The 19800-nt window shown below is 72.7% G+C and carries 15 protein-coding genes; 11 read left to right on the top strand and 4 right to left on the bottom strand.

All coding sequences use genetic code 11. From position 1 onward, the window contains the following. Nucleotides 1–553 precede the first annotated feature (553 nt). The 8 genes from J8403_RS10635 to J8403_RS10600 are packed head-to-tail and all read left to right on the top strand — an operon-like array spanning nt 554 to nt 9173. The gene (locus J8403_RS10635) at nt 554–1729 is read left to right on the top strand and encodes an inositol-3-phosphate synthase (protein WP_425519773.1); all 1176 of its coding nucleotides are present in this window, start codon (nt 554–556) and stop codon (nt 1727–1729) included. Beyond that, entirely contained in the window at nt 1726–2880 is a 1155-nt protein-coding gene (locus J8403_RS10630; RefSeq protein ID WP_211122967.1) for an SCO3242 family prenyltransferase, read from the top strand. The genes J8403_RS10635 and J8403_RS10630 overlap by 4 nt, the downstream gene beginning before the upstream one ends. Continuing rightward, nucleotides 2877–3761, top strand: coding sequence for a sugar phosphate isomerase/epimerase family protein (locus J8403_RS10625; protein ID WP_211122966.1), 885 nt, complete (start codon nt 2877–2879; stop codon nt 3759–3761). The genes J8403_RS10630 and J8403_RS10625 overlap by 4 nt, the downstream gene beginning before the upstream one ends. After that, nucleotides 3755–4633, top strand: a complete 879-nt coding sequence (locus tag J8403_RS10620; protein WP_211122965.1) for an EboA domain-containing protein — start codon at nt 3755–3757, stop codon at nt 4631–4633. The genes J8403_RS10625 and J8403_RS10620 overlap by 7 nt, the downstream gene beginning before the upstream one ends. Continuing rightward, nucleotides 4633–5520, top strand: a complete 888-nt coding sequence (locus J8403_RS10615; protein ID WP_211122964.1) for a TatD family hydrolase — start codon at nt 4633–4635, stop codon at nt 5518–5520. The genes J8403_RS10620 and J8403_RS10615 overlap by 1 nt, the downstream gene beginning before the upstream one ends. A 10-nt stretch (nt 5521–5530) precedes the next feature. Further along, on the top strand, nt 5531–6709 hold the full coding sequence (gene eboE, locus J8403_RS10610; RefSeq protein WP_211122963.1) for a metabolite traffic protein EboE: 1179 nt from the start codon (nt 5531–5533) through the stop codon (nt 6707–6709). Nucleotides 6710–6714: 5 nt separating this feature from the next. Beyond that, nucleotides 6715–8130 carry an alkaline phosphatase family protein gene (locus tag J8403_RS10605; RefSeq protein WP_211128179.1) on the top strand — a complete coding sequence of 472 codons (1416 nt, stop codon included), beginning with the start codon at nt 6715–6717 and terminating at the stop codon, nt 8128–8130. Beyond that, a complete protein-coding gene (locus J8403_RS10600) occupies nt 8127–9173 on the top strand; it encodes a sugar phosphate isomerase/epimerase family protein (protein ID WP_211122962.1) in 1047 nt (348 codons plus the stop codon). Before J8403_RS10605 ends, J8403_RS10600 begins: the two co-directional genes overlap by 4 nt. A gap of 22 nt (nt 9174–9195) precedes the next feature. Here the strand turns inward: J8403_RS10600 and J8403_RS10595 are convergent, their stop codons facing one another. The 4 genes from J8403_RS10595 to J8403_RS10580 all read right to left on the bottom strand — a co-directional run bounded on the left by J8403_RS10595 (nt 9196) and on the right by J8403_RS10580 (nt 15744). Further along, nucleotides 9196–10587, bottom strand: a complete 1392-nt coding sequence (locus J8403_RS10595; RefSeq protein ID WP_211122961.1) for an OFA family MFS transporter — start codon at nt 10585–10587, stop codon at nt 9196–9198. 76 nt (nt 10588–10663) lie between these two features. Beyond that, complete coding sequence (locus J8403_RS10590) at nt 10664–12799, bottom strand: acetate--CoA ligase family protein (RefSeq protein WP_211122960.1); 2136 nt, start codon at nt 12797–12799, stop codon at nt 10664–10666. A gap of 2 nt (nt 12800–12801) precedes the next feature. Further along, the gene (gene frc / locus J8403_RS10585; protein ID WP_211122959.1) at nt 12802–14049 is read right to left on the bottom strand and encodes a formyl-CoA transferase; all 1248 of its coding nucleotides are present in this window, start codon (nt 14047–14049) and stop codon (nt 12802–12804) included. 12 nt (nt 14050–14061) lie between these two features. Continuing rightward, entirely contained in the window at nt 14062–15744 is a 1683-nt protein-coding gene (locus J8403_RS10580; RefSeq protein ID WP_211122958.1) for a thiamine pyrophosphate-binding protein, read from the bottom strand. 175 nt (nt 15745–15919) lie between these two features. On the opposite strand from J8403_RS10580, the gene sucC reads away from it, so the two are divergent. The 3 genes from sucC to J8403_RS10565 all read left to right on the top strand — a co-directional run bounded on the left by sucC (nt 15920) and on the right by J8403_RS10565 (nt 19715). After that, nucleotides 15920–17059 (top strand): ADP-forming succinate--CoA ligase subunit beta, encoded by a 1140-nt coding sequence (sucC, locus tag J8403_RS10575; protein ID WP_281427990.1) that lies wholly within the window; start codon nt 15920–15922, stop codon nt 17057–17059. Between the two features lie 12 nt (nt 17060–17071). Then, nucleotides 17072–17977: a succinate--CoA ligase subunit alpha gene (gene sucD, locus J8403_RS10570; protein WP_211122956.1), complete on the top strand. Its 906-nt coding sequence runs from the start codon at nt 17072–17074 to the stop codon at nt 17975–17977. 193 nt (nt 17978–18170) lie between these two features. Beyond that, the gene (locus J8403_RS10565) at nt 18171–19715 is read left to right on the top strand and encodes an aldehyde dehydrogenase family protein (protein ID WP_211122955.1); all 1545 of its coding nucleotides are present in this window, start codon (nt 18171–18173) and stop codon (nt 19713–19715) included. The last annotated feature ends 85 nt before the right edge of the window (nt 19716–19800 follow it).

Raw genomic sequence — 19800 nt, 5'->3', positions numbered from 1 at the left:
CCGGAACTCCGCGAGGAGCCCCCGACCGCCCGAGGCGCTCCGCGCCCCGACCGCACGGAGGCTCCACGCCCCGACCCGCCCGACCCCGACCACCTGACCTCGCCCCCAACCCGTCCGCCCCCGACCCGTCCGGCTCCGGCCACCCGGCCTCGGCCCGTCCGCCCCCCGACCACCGGGCCTCGACCACCCGACCCCGACGGCCCGACCCGGACCACCCGGCCTCGGCCTCGATCCGTCCGACGGCGACCACCCGGCCTCGGCCTCGACCCATCCGTTCCCGACCACCTGGCCTCGACCACCGGACCTCGGTCTCGACCCGCCCCCGACCACCCGGCCCCGACGGCCTGACGCGACCACCCGTCCAACGTCGACCACCGGACCCCGACCACCGGACCTCGGTCTTGACCCGCCCGACGCCGACCACCCGACCTCGGCCACCAGACCTCGGCCCTGGAGCCATCCGCCCCGACTCCCACTCGACACGAGCGAACCGGCGCCGCCCACGTACCGCCGCCGCGAACGCGGATTCGCGGATCCGCGGCACTCGAACCACATGCGCAACCCACGCCCACCCGGGAGGCAGCCAGTGACCACCCGCCCCGACGACATCACCCCACCCCGCGACGCACCCCGTACGGGGGTCTGGCTCATCGGCGCGCGCGGCTCCGTCGCCACCACCGCCGTGGCGGGCTGTGCCGCCGTCGCCGGGGGGTTGCAGCCGGCGACCGGCATGGTCACCGAGACCGCGCCGTTCGCGGACAGCGGCCTTCCCGCACTCGCCGACCTCGTCTTCGGCGGCCATGACACCGCCACGACCCCGCTGCCCAAGCGGGCCGAGGCACTGGCCGCCGACGGGGTGCTGCCGCATGGGCTGCCCGCCGCCGTACGGGCCGAGCTCGCCACCGCCGACGCGGCCGTACGCCCCGGCGGGCCGCAGCCCGGCGACGGCCGCGGTGAGGAGGAGCTGATCGCGGCCTTCGCGGCGGACCTCACCGACTTCCTCCGTACGCACGGGCTGGCCCGCGCCGTCGTCGTCAACGTCGCCTCCACCGAGGCGGCTCCGGAGGACCCCGGGACCCTGCCGCCCAGCTCCCTCTACGCGGCCGCCGCGCTGCGCGCCGGATGCCCGTACGTCAACTTCACCCCCTCCACCGGGCTCCACCACCCCCGGTTGCGCGAGCGCGCCGAGCGCTCCGGGCTGCCGTACGCGGGGCGCGACGGCAAGACCGGGCAGACGCTGCTGCGGTCCGTCCTCGCGCCGATGTTCGCCCAGCGGGCGCTGGCCGTACGGAGCTGGTCCGGTACGAACCTCCTCGGCGGCGGCGACGGCGCCGCCCTCGCCGACCCGGGCGCCGCGGCGGCCAAGAACGCGGGGAAGGCGCGGGTCCTCTCCGACACCCTCGGCGAACTCCCCGACGGTGAGCTGCACATCGACAACGTGCCCGCGCTCGGCGACTGGAAGACCGCGTGGGACCATGTGGCCTTCGAGGGCTTCCTCGGCTCCCGGATGGTTCTGCAGACCATCTGGCAGGGCTGCGACTCGGCCCTCGCCGCACCGCTCGTCCTCGACCTGGCCCGGCTGACCGCCCGCGCCCACGAGGTCGGCCTCACCGGCCCGCTCCCCGAACTCGGCTTCTACTTCAAGGACCCGGACGGCGGCCCGGCCGCCCTCGCCGACCAGTACGCGGCGCTGGTCGGCCTCGCCGGACGGCTGCGGGGCCGCTCATGACGCGGGCGGCGGGGGAGCCCGGGGGCTGGGGGAACTGGGGCGACTGGGCCGAACTGCTGCGGGTGTCGGCCCTGTTCACCGTGCCCGGTGACGCCCTGGCGGGCGCGGCCGCGGCCCGGTGCGGCCCCAACCGGGGCACCGCGCTCGCGGTCTGCGCGTCGCTGTGCCTGTACGAGGCGGGCATGGCGCTCAACGACTGGGCGGACCGGGAGATCGACGCCGTGGAGCGCCCCGGCCGCCCGCTGCCGTCGGGCCGTATCGCCCCGGGCGCCGCGCTGACCGCCGCGACCGGGCTGACCGCCGCCGGGCTGCTCTGCGCGGCCGCCGCGGGCCGCCCGGCCCTCACCACGGCGACGGCCCTGGCGGGCACGGTGTGGGCGTACGACCTGGGGCTGAAGAACACCCCCGCGGGTCCGCCCGCCATGGCCGCCGCCCGCGCGCTGGACCTCCTCCTCGGCGCCACCGCCTCCGCCCCCGCCGCCCTGCGCAACGCCCTGGCCCCGGCCGCCCTCCTGGGCGCCCACACCCTCGCGGTGACCACGGTCTCCCGCCGGGAGGCCGTCGGCGGCTCCTCGGCGGCCCCCCTCGGCGCCCTCGCGGTGGGCACGGCAATCGCCTGGGCCGCGACCAGACGTCCGGCCCGCCCCGCCACCACGACCGATCGGCCCCCGGGCCGCGGCCGCGAGGCGGGCAGGCCCCCGGTGGCCACGCCCGCCAAAGCGGCCACCGTGCCGAACCGGCGCGGCGCGCCCGGAGGTGACCAGAGCACCGGTGGTGCCGTTGCCGCCGTGGTGGCCACGGCGATCGGCCGTACGCGATCGACGAGCCGCTTCGCGGCCGTCGTGGGGGCCGCGCCGACCCGGAACAGCGGGGCCATCCCCGCGCCCGGCGCGGCGGCCGGCCGCTTCGCGGCCCTCGCCGGGGTCGTGCTCGCCGGAGGCTATGTGGCCACGGTCGCCCGGCCGTTGGCGGATGCCGCGCTCAATCCCTCCCCGTACTTCCTCCAGCGCGCCGTCGGCAGCGGCATCCGCGCGATGATCCCGCTTCAGGCCGTGCTCGCCTCCCGCGCCGGGGCGCACCGGACGGCGGCGGGGTTGCTCGCGCTGATGCCCGTCGCCCGACGGCTGTCGAGAAAGGTCAGCGCCACATGAGCCGTCCCCGCCCGGAACCCCTGCGCTTCGCCTACGGCACCAACGGTCTGACCGACCTCCGTCTGACCGACGCCCTCGCGCTGCTCGCCGACCTCGGCTACGACGGCGTCTCGCTGACCCTCGACCATATGCATCTCGACCCGCTCGCCCCGGACCTCGCCGCCCGCACCCGCCGCGTCGGCCGCGACCTCGAGCGGCTCGGCCTCGGCGTCGCGATCGAGACCGGCGCCCGGTACGTTCTCGACGCCCGGCGCAAGCACCACCCCACCCTGCTCGACCCGGACCCCGAGGCCCGCGGCGCCCGTGTCGATCTGCTGCTGCGGGCCGTACGGGTGGCGGCCGACCTCGGGGCGCCGGCCGTGCACGGCTTCAGCGGGGTGCTGCCGCCCGGCGAGTCCGAGGAGACGGCGTGGCGGCGGCTCGCGGACGCCCTCGCGCCGGTGGTCGTCGCCGCTGAGGCGGCGGGCACGGCCCTCGCTGTCGAGCCGGAGCCGGGGCATCTCCTCGCCGACCTCGCCGGATTCCACCGGCTGCGCACGGCACTCGGCGATCCGGCCGCCCTCGGCCTCACCCTCGACATCGGCCACTGCCAGTGCCTGGAGCCCGAGCCGCCCGCCGAGTGCGTGCGCGCGGCGGCGCCCTGGGTGCGGCATGTGCAGATCGAGGACATGCGGAGGGGAGTGCACGAGCATCTGCCGTTCGGCGCGGGGGAGATCGACTTCCCGCCGGTCCTGGAGGCGCTGCACGCCGCCGGGTACCGGGGGCTCGTCGGCGTCGAACTGCCCCGCCACTCCCACGCCGGTCCCGAACTGGCCCGCACCTCCCTGCGCTTCCTCCAGGACGCCGAACGGGCCGCGATCGAGGGCGGCGTCCGGTGCTGACCCCGACCGAGCTGCGCGCCGCCGTGGAGCGGCGACTGGACGAGGCAGGACGCGCCTGGCTGGCCAGGGCCCTGACGGAGGCGGCGAACACCGGGCCGCAGGCGGACGATTCCGACTCCGGCTCCACTTCCGGTCCCGGTCCAGGCTCCGGCCCCGCTTCCGGTCCCGGCTCCGGCCCCGCTTCCGGTCCCGCCCGCTGGGAGCTGGACTTCGCCGCCGCGGGCCGTCACGTCCGGAGCGCTCGACCCGCCGCAGGGGACCCCACCCCCCACGGCCTTCCCCACGACCTCCCCGACGCCGCCCGCATCCTGCTCCTCCACGCCGCCGACGCGGACGCGCCGACCGCCGCGAGGCTGTACGCGCAGGGCACCGCCGCCGAGCGCCGCGCCGTGCTCCTCGCGCTGCCGCATCTCCGTCTCGACGCCCCGGACGCCGTCCCGCTCGTCGAGGACGCCCTGCGGACCAACGACACCCGGCTGGTGGCCGCCGCCGTCGGCCCGTACGCCGCTCGTCACCTCTCGCCGCACAGCTGGCGGCAGGCCGTGCTCAAGTGCCTGTTCACCGGCGTCCCGCTCACCGCCGTCGCCGAATGGGAGCGCCGGGCGCGCGGGGACGCCGAGCTGGCCCGCATGCTCACCGACTACGCCCGCGAGCGCACCGCCGCCGGCCGCCCCGTGCCCGCCGATCTCGACCGCGTACTGGCCCTGACGTCCGAAACCGCCGCGACGTCCGAAACCGCCGCGACGTCCCAAACCGCCGCGACGTCCCCGACAGCCGAGACGTCCCAAACCGCCGCACCGCCCCCGACAGCCGCGACGTCCCCGACCGCCACGACGGCCCCCACCCGCGCCCTGACCCGCGAGGAGTCCTGATGCGCATCTTCGACCCGCACATCCATATGACCTCCCGCACCACCGACGACTACGAGGCCATGTACGCCGCGGGGGTGCGCGCCGTCGTCGAGCCATCCTTCTGGCTCGGACAGCCGCGCACCTCGCCCGCCAGCTTCTACGACTACTTCGACTCCCTCCTCGGCTGGGAGCCGTTCCGGGCCGCCCAGCACGGCATCGCCCACCACTGCACCCTCGCGCTCAACCCCAAGGAGGCCAACGACCCGCGCTGCGCCCCCGTCCTGGACGAGCTGCCGCGCTATCTCGTCAAGGACGGCGTCGTGGCCGTGGGCGAGATCGGCTACGACTCGATGACCCCGGCCGAGGACACCGCCCTCGCCGCCCAGCTGCGGCTCGCCGCCGACCACGGCCTGCCCGCCCTCGTGCACACCCCGCACCGCGACAAGCTGGCCGGACTGCGCCGCACCCTCGACGTCGTCAAGGAGTCCGCGCTGCCCATGGACCGCGTCCTGGTCGACCACCTCAACGAGACCACCGTCAAGGAGGCCAAGGACAGCGGCTGCTGGCTGGGCTTCTCCGTCTATCCCGACACCAAGATGGACGAGGAGCGGATGGTCGCGATCCTGCGCGAGTACGGAACCGCGCGGGTCCTGGTCAACTCCGCCGCCGACTGGGGGAGGAGCGATCCGCTCAAGACCCGCAAGGTCGGCGACCTGATGCGCGCCGAGGGGTTCACCGAGGACGACGTCGACCAGGTGCTGTGGCGCAACCCGGTCGCGTTCTACGGGCTCAGCGGCCGCCTGGACCTCGACCTCGACAGCGCGGAGACCGAGGCCACCGCCACCCACGAGGGCAACTCCATCCTGCGCGGCGGCGGCGCCCCGGCCGCCGCGCCGACGGAACGGTGAGGAGGACACCATGCGCTTCCGCCACCCCGACGGCTCCACCGTCCACCTCGCCTACTGCACCAACGTCCACCCCGCCGAAGACCTCGACGGCGTCGTGGAGCAGCTGCGGCTGTACTGCGAACCCGTGCGCCGCCGCCTGGGCCGCGACCGGCTCGGCATCGGCCTGTGGCTGGCCCGCGACGCCGCCCGCACCCTGAGCGCCGACCCCGCCGAACTCCGCAAACTGCGCACCGCGCTGGACACCCGCGGCCTGGAGGTGGTCACCCTCAACGGCTTCCCGTACGAAGGGTTCGGCGCCCAGGAGGTCAAGTACCGCGTCTACAAGCCCGACTGGACCGATCCGGAGCGGCTGGAGCACACCACCCATCTGGCCCGGCTGCTGGCCGCGCTGCTCCCCGACGACATCTCCGACGGCTCCGTCTCCACCCTGCCGCTGGCCTGGCGCACCCCCTTCGACGCCGAACGGGCCCGCACCGCCCGCCGCCACCTCACCACCCTCGCCCAGCGGCTCGACGCCATCCAGGAGCTCACCGGCCGCTCCGTGCGCATCGGCCTGGAGCCCGAGCCCGGCTGCACCGTGGAGACGACCGGGCAGGCCATCGAGGCGCTCACCGCACCCGGCGGCCCGCCCCTGGACCGGATCGGCGTCTGCCTGGACACCTGCCACCTGGCGACGCAGTTCGAGGACCCGCACACGGCCGTCGACGCGCTCACCGCCGCCGGGGTCCCGGTCGTCAAGGCGCAGCTGTCCGCCGCGCTGCACGCCGAGGACCCGGCGCGGCCCGGGGTGCGGGAGGCCCTCGCGGCGTTCGCCGAGCCCCGCTTCCTCCACCAGACCCGCACCCGGGCCCCCGAGGGCGGCGTCCACGGCACCGACGACCTCGACGAGGCGCTCGCGGGCGGGCTCGGCGACACCGGGCCCTGGCGGTCCCACTTCCATGTGCCGCTGCACGCCCCGCCCGAGCCCCCGCTCACCTCCACCCTCCCGGTGCTGGCCGACGCGCTGGCCCGGCTCGTCGGCGGGCCCGCCCCGCTGACCCGCCACCTCGAGGTGGAGACCTACACCTGGCAGGCGCTCCCGCCCGAGCTGCGCCCCCGCACCCGCGACCGGCTCGCCGACGGCATCGCCGCCGAACTCGCCCTCGCCCGCGACCTGCTGACCGACCTCGGCCTCAAGGAGCTGCCATGAGTGAGATGAGCGGCAGGGGCGGCCCGACCCCCCTCCTCGTCCTCGACGTCGTCGGGCTGACCCCACGGCTGCTGGACCATATGCCGCGCCTCAAGGCCCTCGCCCGCTCCGGCTCCCACGCCGCGCTGGGCACCGTGCTGCCCGCCGTCACCTGCGCCGCCCAGTCGACGTTCCTCACCGGCACCACCCCCGCCGAACACGGCATCGTCGGCAACGGCTGGTACTTCCGCGAGATGGGCGAGGTGCTGCTGTGGCGGCAGCACAACGGCCTGGTAGGCGGCGACAAGCTGTGGGACGCCGCCCGCCGCGCCCACCCCGGCTACACGGTGGCCAACATCTGCTGGTGGTACGCGATGGGCTCGGACACCGACATCACCGTCACCCCGCGCCCCGTCTACTACGCCGACGGCCGCAAGGAGCCGGACTGCTACACCCGGCCCCCCGCGCTGCACGACGAACTCACCGCGCGGCTCGGCACCTTCCCGCTCTTCCACTTCTGGGGGCCGGGCGCCGATCTGGTCTCCTCGCAGTGGATCATCGACGCCACCCGCCACATCCTGCGGACCAGCCCCACCGATCTGGTGCTGACCTACCTTCCGCATCTGGACTACGACCTCCAGCGGTACGGCCCCGACGACCCCCGCTCCCACGCCGCCGCCACCGAGCTCGACACCGCCCTCGGCCCGCTGCTCGACGATGCCACCGCCCGCGGCCGCACCGTCGTGGCGCTGTCCGAGTACGGCATCACCCGGGTCTCCCGGCCCGTGGACATCAACCGGGCGCTGCGCCGCGCCGGGCTGCTGGAGGTGCACACCCAGGACGGCATGGAGTATCTGGACCCCGGCGCCTCCAGGGCCTTCGCGGTCGCCGACCATCAGCTCGCCCATGTGTATGTGCGCCGCGCCGAGGACCTGGACGCCACCCGAGCCGCCCTGGCCGGACTGCCCGGGATCGCCGAACTCCTCGACGACGAGGGCAAGAAGGCCCACGGGCTGGACCATCCCCGCTCCGGGGAGCTGGTCGCGGTGGCCGCGCCGGACGCCTGGTTCACGTACTACTACTGGCTCGACGACGCCCGCGCGCCCGACTTCGCCCAGCTCGTGGAGATCCACCGCAAGCCCGGCTATGACCCGGCCGAGCTGTTCATGGACCCCAAGGACCCCTATGTGCGGGTGCGGGCCGCCACCGCGCTGGCCCGCAAGAAGACCGGGATGCGCTACCGCATGGCCGTCGTCCCGCTCGATCCGTCCCCTGTGCGCGGCAGCCACGGCCGCCTCCCGGACCGCGAGGAGGACGGACCCGTCCTCCTCTGCTCCCAGCCCGGCGCGGTGAGCGGCCACGTGGCCGCCACCGACGTCAAAACCCTGCTCCTCCGCCTCGCCGGCCTGACGAACGCAACCACCGAAGGAGACACCCCGTGAAGAGGGCTCAGGAACACCCCGAACTCGCCGAGACACTCCGCCGCCGCAGATTCCTCGGCGTCGCCGCGGGCGCCACGGCCGCCACCCTGGTCGGCACCGCCACCGCCACCGCCGCCCAGACCGGCACCCGGAGCGACACCTCGGCCCAGCAGGGCCGGGGCGGCCCGCTGGTGCCCCGCGGCCACCTCGGCATCCAGCTCTACACCCTCCGCGACCAGGTGCAGTCCATCGGCTTCGCCCAGGTCTTCAAGGAGCTGGCCCGGTACGGCTACGACCAGGTGGAGTTCGCCGGATACACCCAGGGCACCGGCGACATCACCCTGGGGCAGCTCAAGCGGCTGATGCGGGACCACGGGCTGCGCGGTATCGGCAGCCACGTCGGCTACTACTCCGACGACCCGAAGGCGTACACCTTCGCCACCAACCTCACCCAGGTGCTGGACGACGCCGAGGCGCTGGGCCTGCCGCATGTGGGCACCGCCTCCGGGCCCTGGCGCTACGGCTCCACGGTCGACGGCTGGAAGCGCTGTGCGGAGGAGTTCAACACCTACGGCGCGGCGGCCAAGGCGCGCGGGATGAAGTTCTACCAGCACAACCACGCCGAGGAGTTCTCCTTCGCCACCGACCGGCCGGACGTCCGCCTCTACGACGTGCTGCTCGCCGAGACCGACCCCGAGCTGGTCCATCTGGAGATGGACATCTACTGGGCGTACGTGGGCCAGTACCGCTTCGGCAAGAAGGTGGACGGCTCCCCGGCGCCCTTCGAGCCGCTCGACTACGTCCTGCGCGCCCCGCACCGCTATCCGCTCTTCCACGTCAAGGACGGGGAACACGACGAAACCGCCACCGACGGCTACCGGATGGTGGACGTCGGTGACGGTGACATCGACTACCGCCGCTTCCTGACCGCGGTCGGCAGGACCCATGGCGGCCGCCGTGACCACCACTGGATGGTGGAGCACGACCAGCCCGCCGATTCGCTCACCACCGCCCGCCGCTCCGCCCGCTATCTGCGGTCACTGCGGTGCGGCGGACGGGGCTGAGCGAGGGCCCTGCGGGGCGGAGCTAGACGGCCTCGCGGCTGATCGGCTGCGGGTTCGGGGCGATGCCCCGGACCCGTGGCCGACCCGGTTGCCGCAGCAGCAGGGCCACCGCGGCCGCCAGCATGGAGATGCCCCCGGCCAGCGCGTACGCGCCGTCGTAGCCCCAGGAGTCGACCACCATCGAGCCCAGGCCGCCGCCGAACAGCCCGCTGATCAGCTTTCCGCTGTACACCAGGCCGTAGTTGGTGGCGTTGTAGTTCTCCCCGAAGTAGTCCGGGGTCAGCGCCGCGAACATCGGGTAGAAGGCGCCGCCGCCGAATCCGGAGAGGAAGGCGAAGAAGAGGAACAGCACCTCGTTGTGGATGTTGCCGGCCCAGATCACCCCGAACTGGGCGAGGCCCAGCACCACGATGACGAACACCAGGGTCGTCTTGCGCCCCCACAGGTCCGAGAGCCAGCCGACCACCCCGCGTCCGACACCGTTGATGACGGACATGATGCCCATGGACGAGGCGGCCACCAGCGGGCCGAAGCCCACCTCCTTGGCGTAGTCGACCTGGAAGGAGATGCCGAAGATGGACACCCCGGCGGTGAGCACCAGGGACACCCACATCAGCGGCAGCATCCCGGTCCTGATGGCCTCCTTGGGCGTGTACTGCCGCGCCGCCGGCGGGTTCTTCGCCAGACTCGCCGCGCTCTTGGCGTTGCCGCTGTAGCTCAGCGGGTCGATGTCGGCGGGCCACCAGTTCTTCGGCGGGTCCTTGAAGAACCAGGCGCAGATCGCCACGGCGATCAGCACATAGACCCCGATGAGGTCCAGGACCTCGTCGAAGTTACCCGTGTCGAACCAGTAGTTGAAGATGAAGATGAACGGCAGCGCGCCGTAGGCGAACCCGCCGTTGACGAACCCCGTCTTCGCCCCGCGCCGCTCCGGGAACCACTTGCCCACCATATTGATGCAGGTGGCGTAGATGAATCCGGAGCCGAGCCCGCCGATGACGCCGAATCCGACGATGGCGGCGAAAACGTTGTCCAGGTGGGCGAGGGCCACGAACCCGATCAGACACAGCCCCGACCCCAGGAACATCGCCGCGCGGGCGGTCAGGATGCCCTTCTCCCGCAGCCACCCGGCCGGGAAGGCGATCCCGGCCTGGAAGAACACCCAGACGCTCAGGATCCAGAAGGTGTTGCTCTGGGTCCAGCCGTGCGCCTCCGAGAGCGTGTCCTCGGCCGAGCCGTACGCGTACTCGGACACGCTGATGGCCATCATGGCGATCCACGGCAGATAGACCATCAGTTTGCGGCTGTGGCCCAGGATGTCGCGGTCCGTCTCGCCGATGCGATACGTGCGTCCCTTGCTGTCCTGCACTTCACGGAAGGGGAGGGCCCCCTCCGGTCGTTCTGCAGTGCTCATGTCGTCCCCTTGGCTTCGAAGGAACCCGGCCAGCGCCCCCTGTCCAAACTCTTCGTGCTCCGGGAAACGTGGTGGCTTATGTGAGCAGCCCCGCTGACCTGGCCCAGCGGTACTTGGCGCCCAGAACGGCCACCGGCTTCTCGGTGGTGTACGGATAAGCCACGACCCCGCGCTCGAAGAGGTAGGCGCACGCCTCCTCGACCTCGGTGTCGCCCGCGAGCGAGGCCACCACCGGTTTGGCGATGCCCCGGGCGCGGAACTCCTCGACGACCCGCGCGGTCAGCTCGGCGAACACCATCGGCGGGGTGACGATGGTGTGCCAGTAGCCCAGGACCAGTGAGTGGATCCGCGGATCCTCCAGGCCCAGCCGGATGGTCGCCTCGTAGGTGGACGGCGGTTCGCCGCCGGTGATGTCCACCGGGTTCCCGGCCGCGCCGAACGGCGGGATGAAGCGGCGGAACGCGGCGTCCAGATCGTCCGGGATCTCCATCAGCGACAGCCCGTTGTCGACGATCGCGTCCGACAGCAGCACCCCCGAGCCCCCGGCGCCGGTGATGATGACGACGTTGTCGCCCTGCGGCGTGGGCAGCACGGGCAGCGCCCGCGCGTACTCCAGCATTTCGTTCAGCCCCGGCGCCCGGATCACCCCTGCCTGCCGCAGGATGTCGTCGTAGACCGCGTCGTCCCCGGCCAGCGCGCCGGTGTGGGAGCCGGCCGCCTTGGCGCCCGCCGCCGTACGGCCCGCCTTGAGCACCACCACGGGCTTCCGGGGCACCGTGGCCCGCGCCGCCTCCACGAAGGCCCGGCCGTCCTTGAGGTCCTCCAGATGCATGGCGATGCACTGGGTGCGGTCGTCCTCACCGAACCAGGTGAGCAGATCGTCCTCGTCCACATCGGACTTGTTGCCGAGCCCGACGATCGCCGAGACACCGGTCCTGGTCGTCCGGGCGAAGCCGAGGATCGCCATCCCGATGCCACCGGACTGCGAGGTGAGCGCCACCGGCCCCTTGACGTCGTACGGGGTGCAGAAGGTGGCGCACAGGTCCTGCCAGGTGGAGTAGTAGCCGTAGATGTTGGGCCCCAGCACCCGTACCCCGTGCTCCTCGGCGATCTCCACGATCCGCCGCTGCAGCTCGTGTTCGCCGGTCTCGGCGAACCCGGACGGGATCAGCACGGCGTTCGGGATGCCCTTGCGGCCGACCTCCTCCAGCGCGGCGGGCACGAACTTCGCGGGGATCGCGAAGACCGCCACATCCACCTCGCCGGGGACGTCCGTGACGCTCTTGTACGCCTTGCGGCCCAGGATGTCGTCGGCCTTGGGGTTCACCGGGTGGATCTCCCCGGGGAAGCCGCCGTCGATGAGGTTGCGCATCACCGAATTGCCGATCTTGCCCTGCTCGTTGGAGGCGCCCACTACCGCCACCGAGCGCGGCTGCATCAGCCGGCGCATCGCGCCCAGGATCTCCTCGCGCGAGTAGCGGCGGCGCTCCTGCGGGGCGGGGTCCCCGATCAGCAGCCGCACATCGGCGGCGAGCACCCCGCTCGCGGTGGCGAACACCGGGTTGAGGTCGACCTCCGTGATCTCCGGGAAGTCCGCCACCAGCCGGGAGACCCGCACGATCAGATCGGCGAGCGCCACGCGGTCCACCGCCGGTCCGCCGCGCACCCCGCGCAGCACCTCGGCGGCGCGGATCCCGTCCAGCATCGACAGCGCGTCGTCCTCGGTCGCCGGGGCCAGCCGGAAGGTGATGTCCCCCAGCACCTCCACCAGCACCCCGCCGAGGCCGAACGCCACGACCTTGCCGAAGGTGGGATCGGTGACCGCGCCGACGATGACCTCCTGCCCGCCGTCCGGGATCATCTGCTGCACCTGGACGCCCTGGATCCGGGCCTTCGGGTCGTAGGAGCGGGCGTTGTCGACGATCGCGGTGAACGCGCCCCGCACCTCGGCGCAGGAGCCCAGCCCCACCCGGACCCCGCCCGCGTCGGTCTTGTGCAGGATGTCCGGGGACACGATCTTCAGGACGACCGGGAAGCCGATCCGGTCGGCCAGCGACACCGCCTCGTCGACGGTCTCCGCCAGCCCCTCGGCCGGGGTCGGGATGCCATAGGCATCGGTGATCCGCTTCCCTTCGGGAGCGGTCAGCGCCGTGCGCCCCTCGGCGCGGGCGGCGTCCAGCACCGCGCGCACGGCATCGTTGTCATACGTCACCGTCAGATCACTCCGTTCGTCTTGAGCAGCCGCACTTCCTCGTCGCCGAGTCCCAGCTCCCCGACGTACACCTCTTCGTTGTGCTCACCCAGCAGCGGGGAGCGCTCGACCTGGACCGGGGAGTCGGAGAGCTTCAGCGGGGAACCGACGGTGGTGAACGAGCCGCGCTCGGGGTGGTCGACCTCGACGATCATCTCGTTGGCCGCGAGCGACGCGTCCTCGACGATCTCCTTGGTGGACAGGATCGGCCCGCACGGGATGTTGTGGGCCGTGAGCTGCTCCAGCACCTCCCACTTGGGCAGGGTGCTCGACCACTCCTCGATCAGCTGGAACATCTTGGCCAGCTTCGGCAGCCGCGACTCCGGCGAGGCCCACTCCGGGTCCTCGGCCAGCTCGGGGCGGCCGATGAGCCGGGTGATGGGCTCCCAGCCGACCGGCTGCACGATGACGTACACGTAGTCGTTGGGCCCACCGGGCGCGCATTTGACCGCCCAGCCCGGCTGGCCGCCACCGCTGGCGTTGCCACTGCGCGGCACCTCGTCGCCGAAGTCCTCATTCGGGTACTCGGCGAGCGGACCGTGCGTCAGCCGCTGCTGGTCGCGCAGCTTGACCCGGCACAGGTTGAGCACCGCGTGCTGCATCGCCACATTGACCCGCTGGCCGCGCCCGGTGTGGGTGCGCTGGTAGAGCGCGGCGAGGATGCCCGCCACACAGTGCACCCCGGTGCCGGAGTCGCCGATCTGGGCGCCGGTCGCCAGCGGCGGGCCGTCCTCGAAGCCGGTCGTGGACATCGACCCGCCCATGGCCTGCGCGACCACCTCGTACGCCTTGAACTTGGTGTACGGGCCCTCGCCGAACCCCTTGATCGAGGCGTAGACCAGCCGCGGATTGATCTCCTGGATGCGCTCCCAGGAGAACCCCATGCGGTCCACGGCGCCCGGGCCGAAGTTCTCCACCAGCACATCGCTGCGGCGGATCAGCTCGGTCAGGATCTCCTTGCCGCGCTCGGACTTGGTGTTGAGGGTGATGCTCCGCTTGTTGCAGTTGAGCATCGTGAAGTAGAGCGAGTCCACGTCGGGGAGGTCCCGCAACTGCTTGCGGGTGATGTCCCCGGTGGTGTTCTCCAGCTTGATCACGTCCGCGCCGAGCCAGGCGAGCAGCTGGGTGGCGGAGGGACCGGACTGCACATGCGTCATGTCGAGGACGCGGATGCCCGTCAGAGCTTGATTGGCCTGGGCAGCCTGGGACATGGTGGCGGCTCCCTACTTGTACATGGTCTGGTTCATGGTTCCGGGGGCGTACGCGTCCGGGTCCACCCAGACGTTGATCAGCGACGGCTTGCCGGACTCCCGGGCGCGCCGCAGCGCCGGGCCGATGTCCGCCGGGTCGCGGACCTCCTCGCCGTGGCCGCCGAGCATCCGCGCGAACTGGTCGTAGGGCACATCGCCGAGGGTGTTGCCGATCCGCTCCCGCTCCTCGCCGTACTTGGCCTTCTGGCCGTAACGGATCTGGTTCATCGAGGAGTTGTTGCCGACGATGCCGACGAACGGCAGGTCGAAGCGGACCAGCGTCTCGAAGTCCCAGCCGGTCAGGGAGAACGCGCCGTCGCCGAAGAGCGCCACCACCTCCTTGTCGGGGCGGGCCTGCTTGGCGGCCATCACGAACGGCACACCGACGCCGAGCGTCCCCAGCGGCCCCGGGTCCATCCAGTGGCCGGGCGACTTGGGCTGGACGACCTGACCGGAGAAGGTGACGATGTCGCCGCCGTCGCCGATGTAGATCGAGTCCTCGGTGAGGAAGTCGTTGATCTCGCTGACCAGGCGGTACGGGTGGATGGGGGAGGCGTCGGAGCGGAGGCTGGGCAGCCGCTTCTCGATCGCCTTCTGCTCGGCGGCGCGCAGCTCGTCCAGCCACTCCTTGCGCTTGCCCGCCCCGCCATTGATGCGGCCCGAGGCGGCCTGGGTGACGGCCGAGAGCACCAGCCCGGCGTCGCCCACGATGCCGAGGTCGATGTCCCGGTTCTTGCCGACCGTGCGGTAGTCGAGGTCGATCTGGACCACGGTGGCATCGGGGGAGAGCCGCTTGCCGTAGCCCATCCGGAAGTCGAAGGGCGTGCCGACGATGACGATGAGATCGGCGTTGGAGAACGCGTAGCGGCGGGAGAGCTGGAAGTGGTGCGGATCGCCGGGCGGCAGTGTGCCGCGCCCCGCGCCGTTCATATACGCGGGCACATTGAGCGTACGCACCAGATCGATGGCCGAGTCGGTGGCGCGGGTGGTCCACACCTGACTGCCCAGCAGGATCGCGGGCTTCTCCGCCTGGACCAGCAGATCGGCCAGCTTCTGGACGGACTCGGGGTCGCCGGCGCTGCGGGTGGAGGCGCGGTAGTGTCCGGCCTGCGGGACGCGGGCCGCCTCCACCGGCACCTTGGCGTCCAGCACATCGCGCGGGATCTCCAGGAAGGAGGGCCCGGGGGCGCCGTGGAAGCACTCGCGGAAGGCCATGGAGACCATGTCGGCGGCGCGGGCGGTGTCCGGGACGGTGGCGGCGAACTTGGTGATCGGCGCCATCATGTCGACGTGCGGAAGGTCCTGCAGGGATCCCATCTTGTGCTGGTTGTGGGCGCCCTGGCCGCCGATGAGCAGCATGGGTGACTCGGCGCGGAAGGCGTTGGCGACGCCGGTGACCGCGTCGGTGGTGCCGGGACCGGCGGTGACGACGGCGCAGCCGGGCTTGCCGGTGATCCGGGCGTAGCCGTCGGCGGCGTGGGCGGCGACCTGTTCATGGCGTACGTCGATGACATCGATGCCCTCGTCGACGCAGCCGTCGTAGATGTCGATGATGTGGCCGCCGCAGAGGGTATAGATGACCTCCACGCCCTCTGCCTTGAGTGCTTTGGCGACCAAGTGCCCGCCGGAGATGACGTCCTGGCTGTCGTCGGGCATGGCGAATCGCGTCCCTTCGTAGGGGTCGGTGCGTGCCTCGCAGATGGATCGCTGGATTGCATACAGTCGACGTTATCCTGTATGAACTTTGTTATCCCACCATCGGCCGAGCGATGTCCAGGGGGCGTGCGCCACTCGTTCGATCCAGCGCTGGTTCAAGCGCTGTTGACCGGTCATCAGGGAGCGGGCAATGGACCTGTACGAACACCAGGCACGGGAACTCCTCCGAGAAAACGGCGTGTTGGTGCCGCGAGCCGAGGTCGTGGCCACGGCCGAAGACGCCCGCGCCGCCGCCGAGCGGCTCGGCGGCCGCGTCGTCGTCAAGGCCCAGGTGAAGACCGGCGGCCGGGGCAAGGCGGGCGGGGTGAAACTCGCCGACGACCCGGCGGCGGCCGAGCGGACCGCACGCCGGATCCTCGGCATGGACATCAAGGGCCACACCGTCCACCGGGTGATGGTCGCCGAACCCGTCGAGGTGGCACGGGAGATGTACCTCGGCTTCACCCTGGACCGGGCCGCGGGCCGCTTCCTGGCCATCGCCTCCGCCGAGGGCGGTATGGAGATCGAGGAGGTCGCGGCACACCGCCCCGAGGCGGTGGCCCGGATCCCGATCGGCCCCGCCGAGGGGGTGACCGAGGCGAAGGCCGCCGAGATCGCCGCCGCCGGGGGACTGCCGCCGGAGACGGCCGGGACCATCAGCCGGCTGTGGACCGTCCTGACCGCGTACGACGCCCTCCTGGTCGAGATCAACCCGCTGGTGGTGACCCGGGACGGCGCGATCGTGGCCCTGGACGGAAAGGTCACCCTGGACGACAACGCCCGCTTCCGGCAGCCGTCGTGGGACGACTCCGGCGACCGCGCCCGGGACCCGCTGGAGGCCCGCGCCGCGGCCGCCGGGCTCGGCTACGTCAAACTGGACGGCCGGGTCGGTGTCATCGGCAACGGCGCGGGCCTGGTGATGTCCACCCTGGACGTCGTCGCGGGCTGCGGCGCCCGCCCCGCCGACTTCCTCGACATCGGTGGCGGCGCCTCGGCGCAGGTGATGGCCGACGGGCTGTCCCTCGTCCTCGACGACCCCGAGGTGCGCTCTGTCCTGGTCAACGTCTTCGGCGGCATCACCGCCTGCGACGCGGTGGCCGACGGCATCGTGCGCGCCCTGGACACCGTCGCCCTCACCAAGCCGCTGGTCGTCCGGCTCGACGGCAACAACGCCGCGCGTGGCCGGGCCATCCTTGGCCAATTGGCTCATCCACTCGTCCACCAGGCCGACACCATGGACGGCGCCGCCGCGCGCGCCGCCGAACTCGCCGCGTAGGGGGCGCACATCATGGCCATCTTCCTCACCAAGGACAGCAAGGTCATCGTCCAGGGCATGACGGGCGCGGAAGGCATGAAGCACACCCGGCGGATGCTCGCCGCGGGCACCGATGTCGTCGGCGGTGTCAATCCGCGCAAGGCCGGGACCCGGGTCGACATCGACGCCCGTACGGTGCCCGTCTTCGGCTCCGTACGCGAGGCCATGGACGCCACCGGCGCCGATGTGAGCGTCCTGTTCGTCCCGCCGCCCCACGCCAAGGCCGCCGTCACCGAGGCCGCCGACGCCCGGATCCCGCTCGCCGTCGTCATCACCGAGGGCATCCCGGTCCATGACGCGGTCGCCTTCCAGGCGTACGCCCGGGCCCGCGCCACCAGGATCATCGGCCCCAACTGCCCCGGACTGATCTCCCCGGGCCAGTCCAACGCCGGCATCATCCCCGCCGACATCACCAAACCGGGCCGGATCGGGCTGGTCTCCAAGTCCGGCACCCTCACCTACCAACTGATGTACGAGCTGCGCGACATCGGTTTCTCCACCTGCGTGGGCATCGGCGGTGACCCGGTCATCGGCACCACCCACATCGACGCCCTGGCCGCCTTCGAGGCCGACCCCGACACCGACCTCATCGTGATGATCGGGGAGATCGGCGGCGACGCGGAGGAGCGCGCCGCGCGATACGTCGCCGACCACGTCACCAAGCCGGTCGTCGGCTATATCGCCGGCTTCACCGCCCCCGAGGGCCGCACCATGGGTCACGCGGGTGCCATCGTCTCCGGCTCCTCGGGCACCGCCGCGGCCAAGAAGGCGGCGCTGGAGGCGGCGGGCGTGTCCGTGGGAGCGACCCCCACGGAGACCGCCGGGCTGGTGATGGCGCTGCTGGCCGAGCCGGCCGAAACGCCCGGCGACGCCGCGTGAGCTGAGCCGTACCCGCTCCGCGACCCGGCCACCGGCACGCTCCGTACCGCCACCTTCCTCCCCGTAGGGACACCCGCCACGCACAGCCACACCGCGTACGTGGCGGGTGACGTACGGACCGCCATGTCCCGCCACATCGCCACACCCGGCCACATCCCGCCCCGCGCCTGTGCAACGAGAGCGGAGATCACCGATGGCACCCACCCTCACCCTCAAGCCCGGAACCGCCTGGGGCGACGCCTGGCGGCGCTGCCTGGCCGCAGCCCCCGAGGCGTTCCAGGACGACCGCGTCCTCAACCTCTGGAACGGCACCTGGCACCGTGACGGCCGGGCCCTCCCCGCCACCACCCCCGTCGACGGCACCCCGATCGCGGGCCCGCCACGCCTCGACGCCACCACCGCCCACCAGGCCGTACGCGCCTCCCTCGACCAGCACCGCGGCTGGCGCCATATCGCCCTCCCGGAGCGCCGGGCGCGGGTGTCCGCCACTCTCGACGCGCTCTGCGAGCACCGGGGACTGCTCGCCCTCCTCCTGGTCTGGGAGATCGGCAAGCCCTGGCGGCTGGCCCAGGCCGATGTGGACCGGGCCATCGACGGTGTCCGCTGGTACGTCGACGAGATCGACCGCATGGCCGAGGGCCGCACCCCGCTGCCCGGCCCGGTCTCCAACATCGCCAGCTGGAACTACCCGATGAGCGTCCTCGCCCACGCCCTGCTCGTCCAGGCGCTGGCCGGCAATGCCGTCATCGCCAAGACCCCCACCGACGGCGGGCTGTCCTTCCTCACCCTCGCCTGCGCGCTCGCCGCCCGCGAGGGCATCCCGGTCACCCTCGTCAGCGGCAGCGGCGGTGAGCTCTCCGAGGCCCTGGTCCGCTCGCCCGAGATCGGCTGCGTCTCCTTCGTCGGCGGCCGCGACACCGGCGCCCGGGTCGCCACCGCCGTCGCCGACCTCGGCAAGCGCCACATCCTGGAGCAGGAGGGGCTCAACGCCTGGGGCATCTGGAACTTCACCGACTGGGACGCCCTCGCCCCGCTGATCCGCAAGACCTTCGACTACGGCAAGCAGCGCTGCACCGCCTATCCGCGCTTCGTCGTCCAGCGCTCGTCCTTCGACGCCTTCCTCTCCGTCTACCTCCCGGCGGTGCGTGCCATCCGCGTCGGCCACCCCTTGGCGGTGGAAAACCCCTCCGACCACCTCCCCGCCCTGGACTTCGGCCCCCTGATCAACGCGGCCAAGGCCAAGGAGCTCGCCGACCAGGTGGCCGAGGCCGTCGACCGCGGCGCCGTCCCCCTCCACCGCGGCGACCTCGCCGACGGCCACTTCCTCCCCGGCCAGGACCTCTCCGCCTACGCGGCCCCCATCACCCTCCTCAACCCACCCTCCACCTCCCCCCTCCACCACGCCGAGCCCTTCGGCCCCGTCGACACCCTCGTCCTGGTCGATACCGAGGCCGAACTGCTCGCCGCCATGAACGCCAGCAACGGCGCCCTCGTCGCCACCCTCTCCTGCGACGACCCCGCCACCTACGCCCGCCTGGCCCCCCAGATCCGCGCCTTCAAAACCGGCCACGGCACGCCCCGCTCCCGCGGCGACCGCGACGAACTCTTCGGCGGCTTCGGCGCCTCCTGGCGCGGCGCGTTCGTCGGCGGCGACCTCCTGATCCGCGCCGTCACCGAGGGCCCGGCCCCCGAACGCCTCCCGGGCAACTTCCCCGACTACCACCTGATGCCCACCTAGTCACCGCCGGTCACCCTCCGTGCCCACCCGCGCGTCCCCCCAGGTCGGCGCGGGGGTGGGCGCCCGGCATACGCAGGTGAAACGC

Origin of the sequence: Streptomyces yatensis, assembly GCF_018069625.1 — a bacterium.
Lineage (GTDB): Bacteria > Actinomycetota > Actinomycetes > Streptomycetales > Streptomycetaceae > Streptomyces > Streptomyces yatensis.
The sequence above is the reverse complement of the archived record's forward strand: the minus strand, read 5'-3'. Positions and strand labels throughout refer to the sequence as shown.

Coding starts and splice junctions, on each gene's coding strand:
- J8403_RS10635 (WP_425519773.1), top strand. CDS start 554: ATGCGCAACCCACGCCCACCCGGGAGGCAGCCAGTGACCACCCGCCCC.
- J8403_RS10630 (WP_211122967.1), top strand. CDS start 1,726: ATGACGCGGGCGGCGGGGGAGCCCGGGGGCTGGGGGAACTGGGGCGAC.
- J8403_RS10625 (WP_211122966.1), top strand. CDS start 2,877: ATGAGCCGTCCCCGCCCGGAACCCCTGCGCTTCGCCTACGGCACCAAC.
- J8403_RS10615 (WP_211122964.1), top strand. CDS start 4,633: ATGCGCATCTTCGACCCGCACATCCATATGACCTCCCGCACCACCGAC.
- eboE (WP_211122963.1), top strand. CDS start 5,531: ATGCGCTTCCGCCACCCCGACGGCTCCACCGTCCACCTCGCCTACTGC.
- J8403_RS10605 (WP_211128179.1), top strand. CDS start 6,715: ATGAGCGGCAGGGGCGGCCCGACCCCCCTCCTCGTCCTCGACGTCGTC.
- J8403_RS10595 (WP_211122961.1), bottom strand. CDS start 10,587: ATGAGCACTGCAGAACGACCGGAGGGGGCCCTCCCCTTCCGTGAAGTG.
- frc (WP_211122959.1), bottom strand. CDS start 14,049: ATGTCCCAGGCTGCCCAGGCCAATCAAGCTCTGACGGGCATCCGCGTC.
- J8403_RS10580 (WP_211122958.1), bottom strand. CDS start 15,744: ATGCCCGACGACAGCCAGGACGTCATCTCCGGCGGGCACTTGGTCGCC.
- sucD (WP_211122956.1), top strand. CDS start 17,072: ATGGCCATCTTCCTCACCAAGGACAGCAAGGTCATCGTCCAGGGCATG.
- J8403_RS10565 (WP_211122955.1), top strand. CDS start 18,171: ATGGCACCCACCCTCACCCTCAAGCCCGGAACCGCCTGGGGCGACGCC.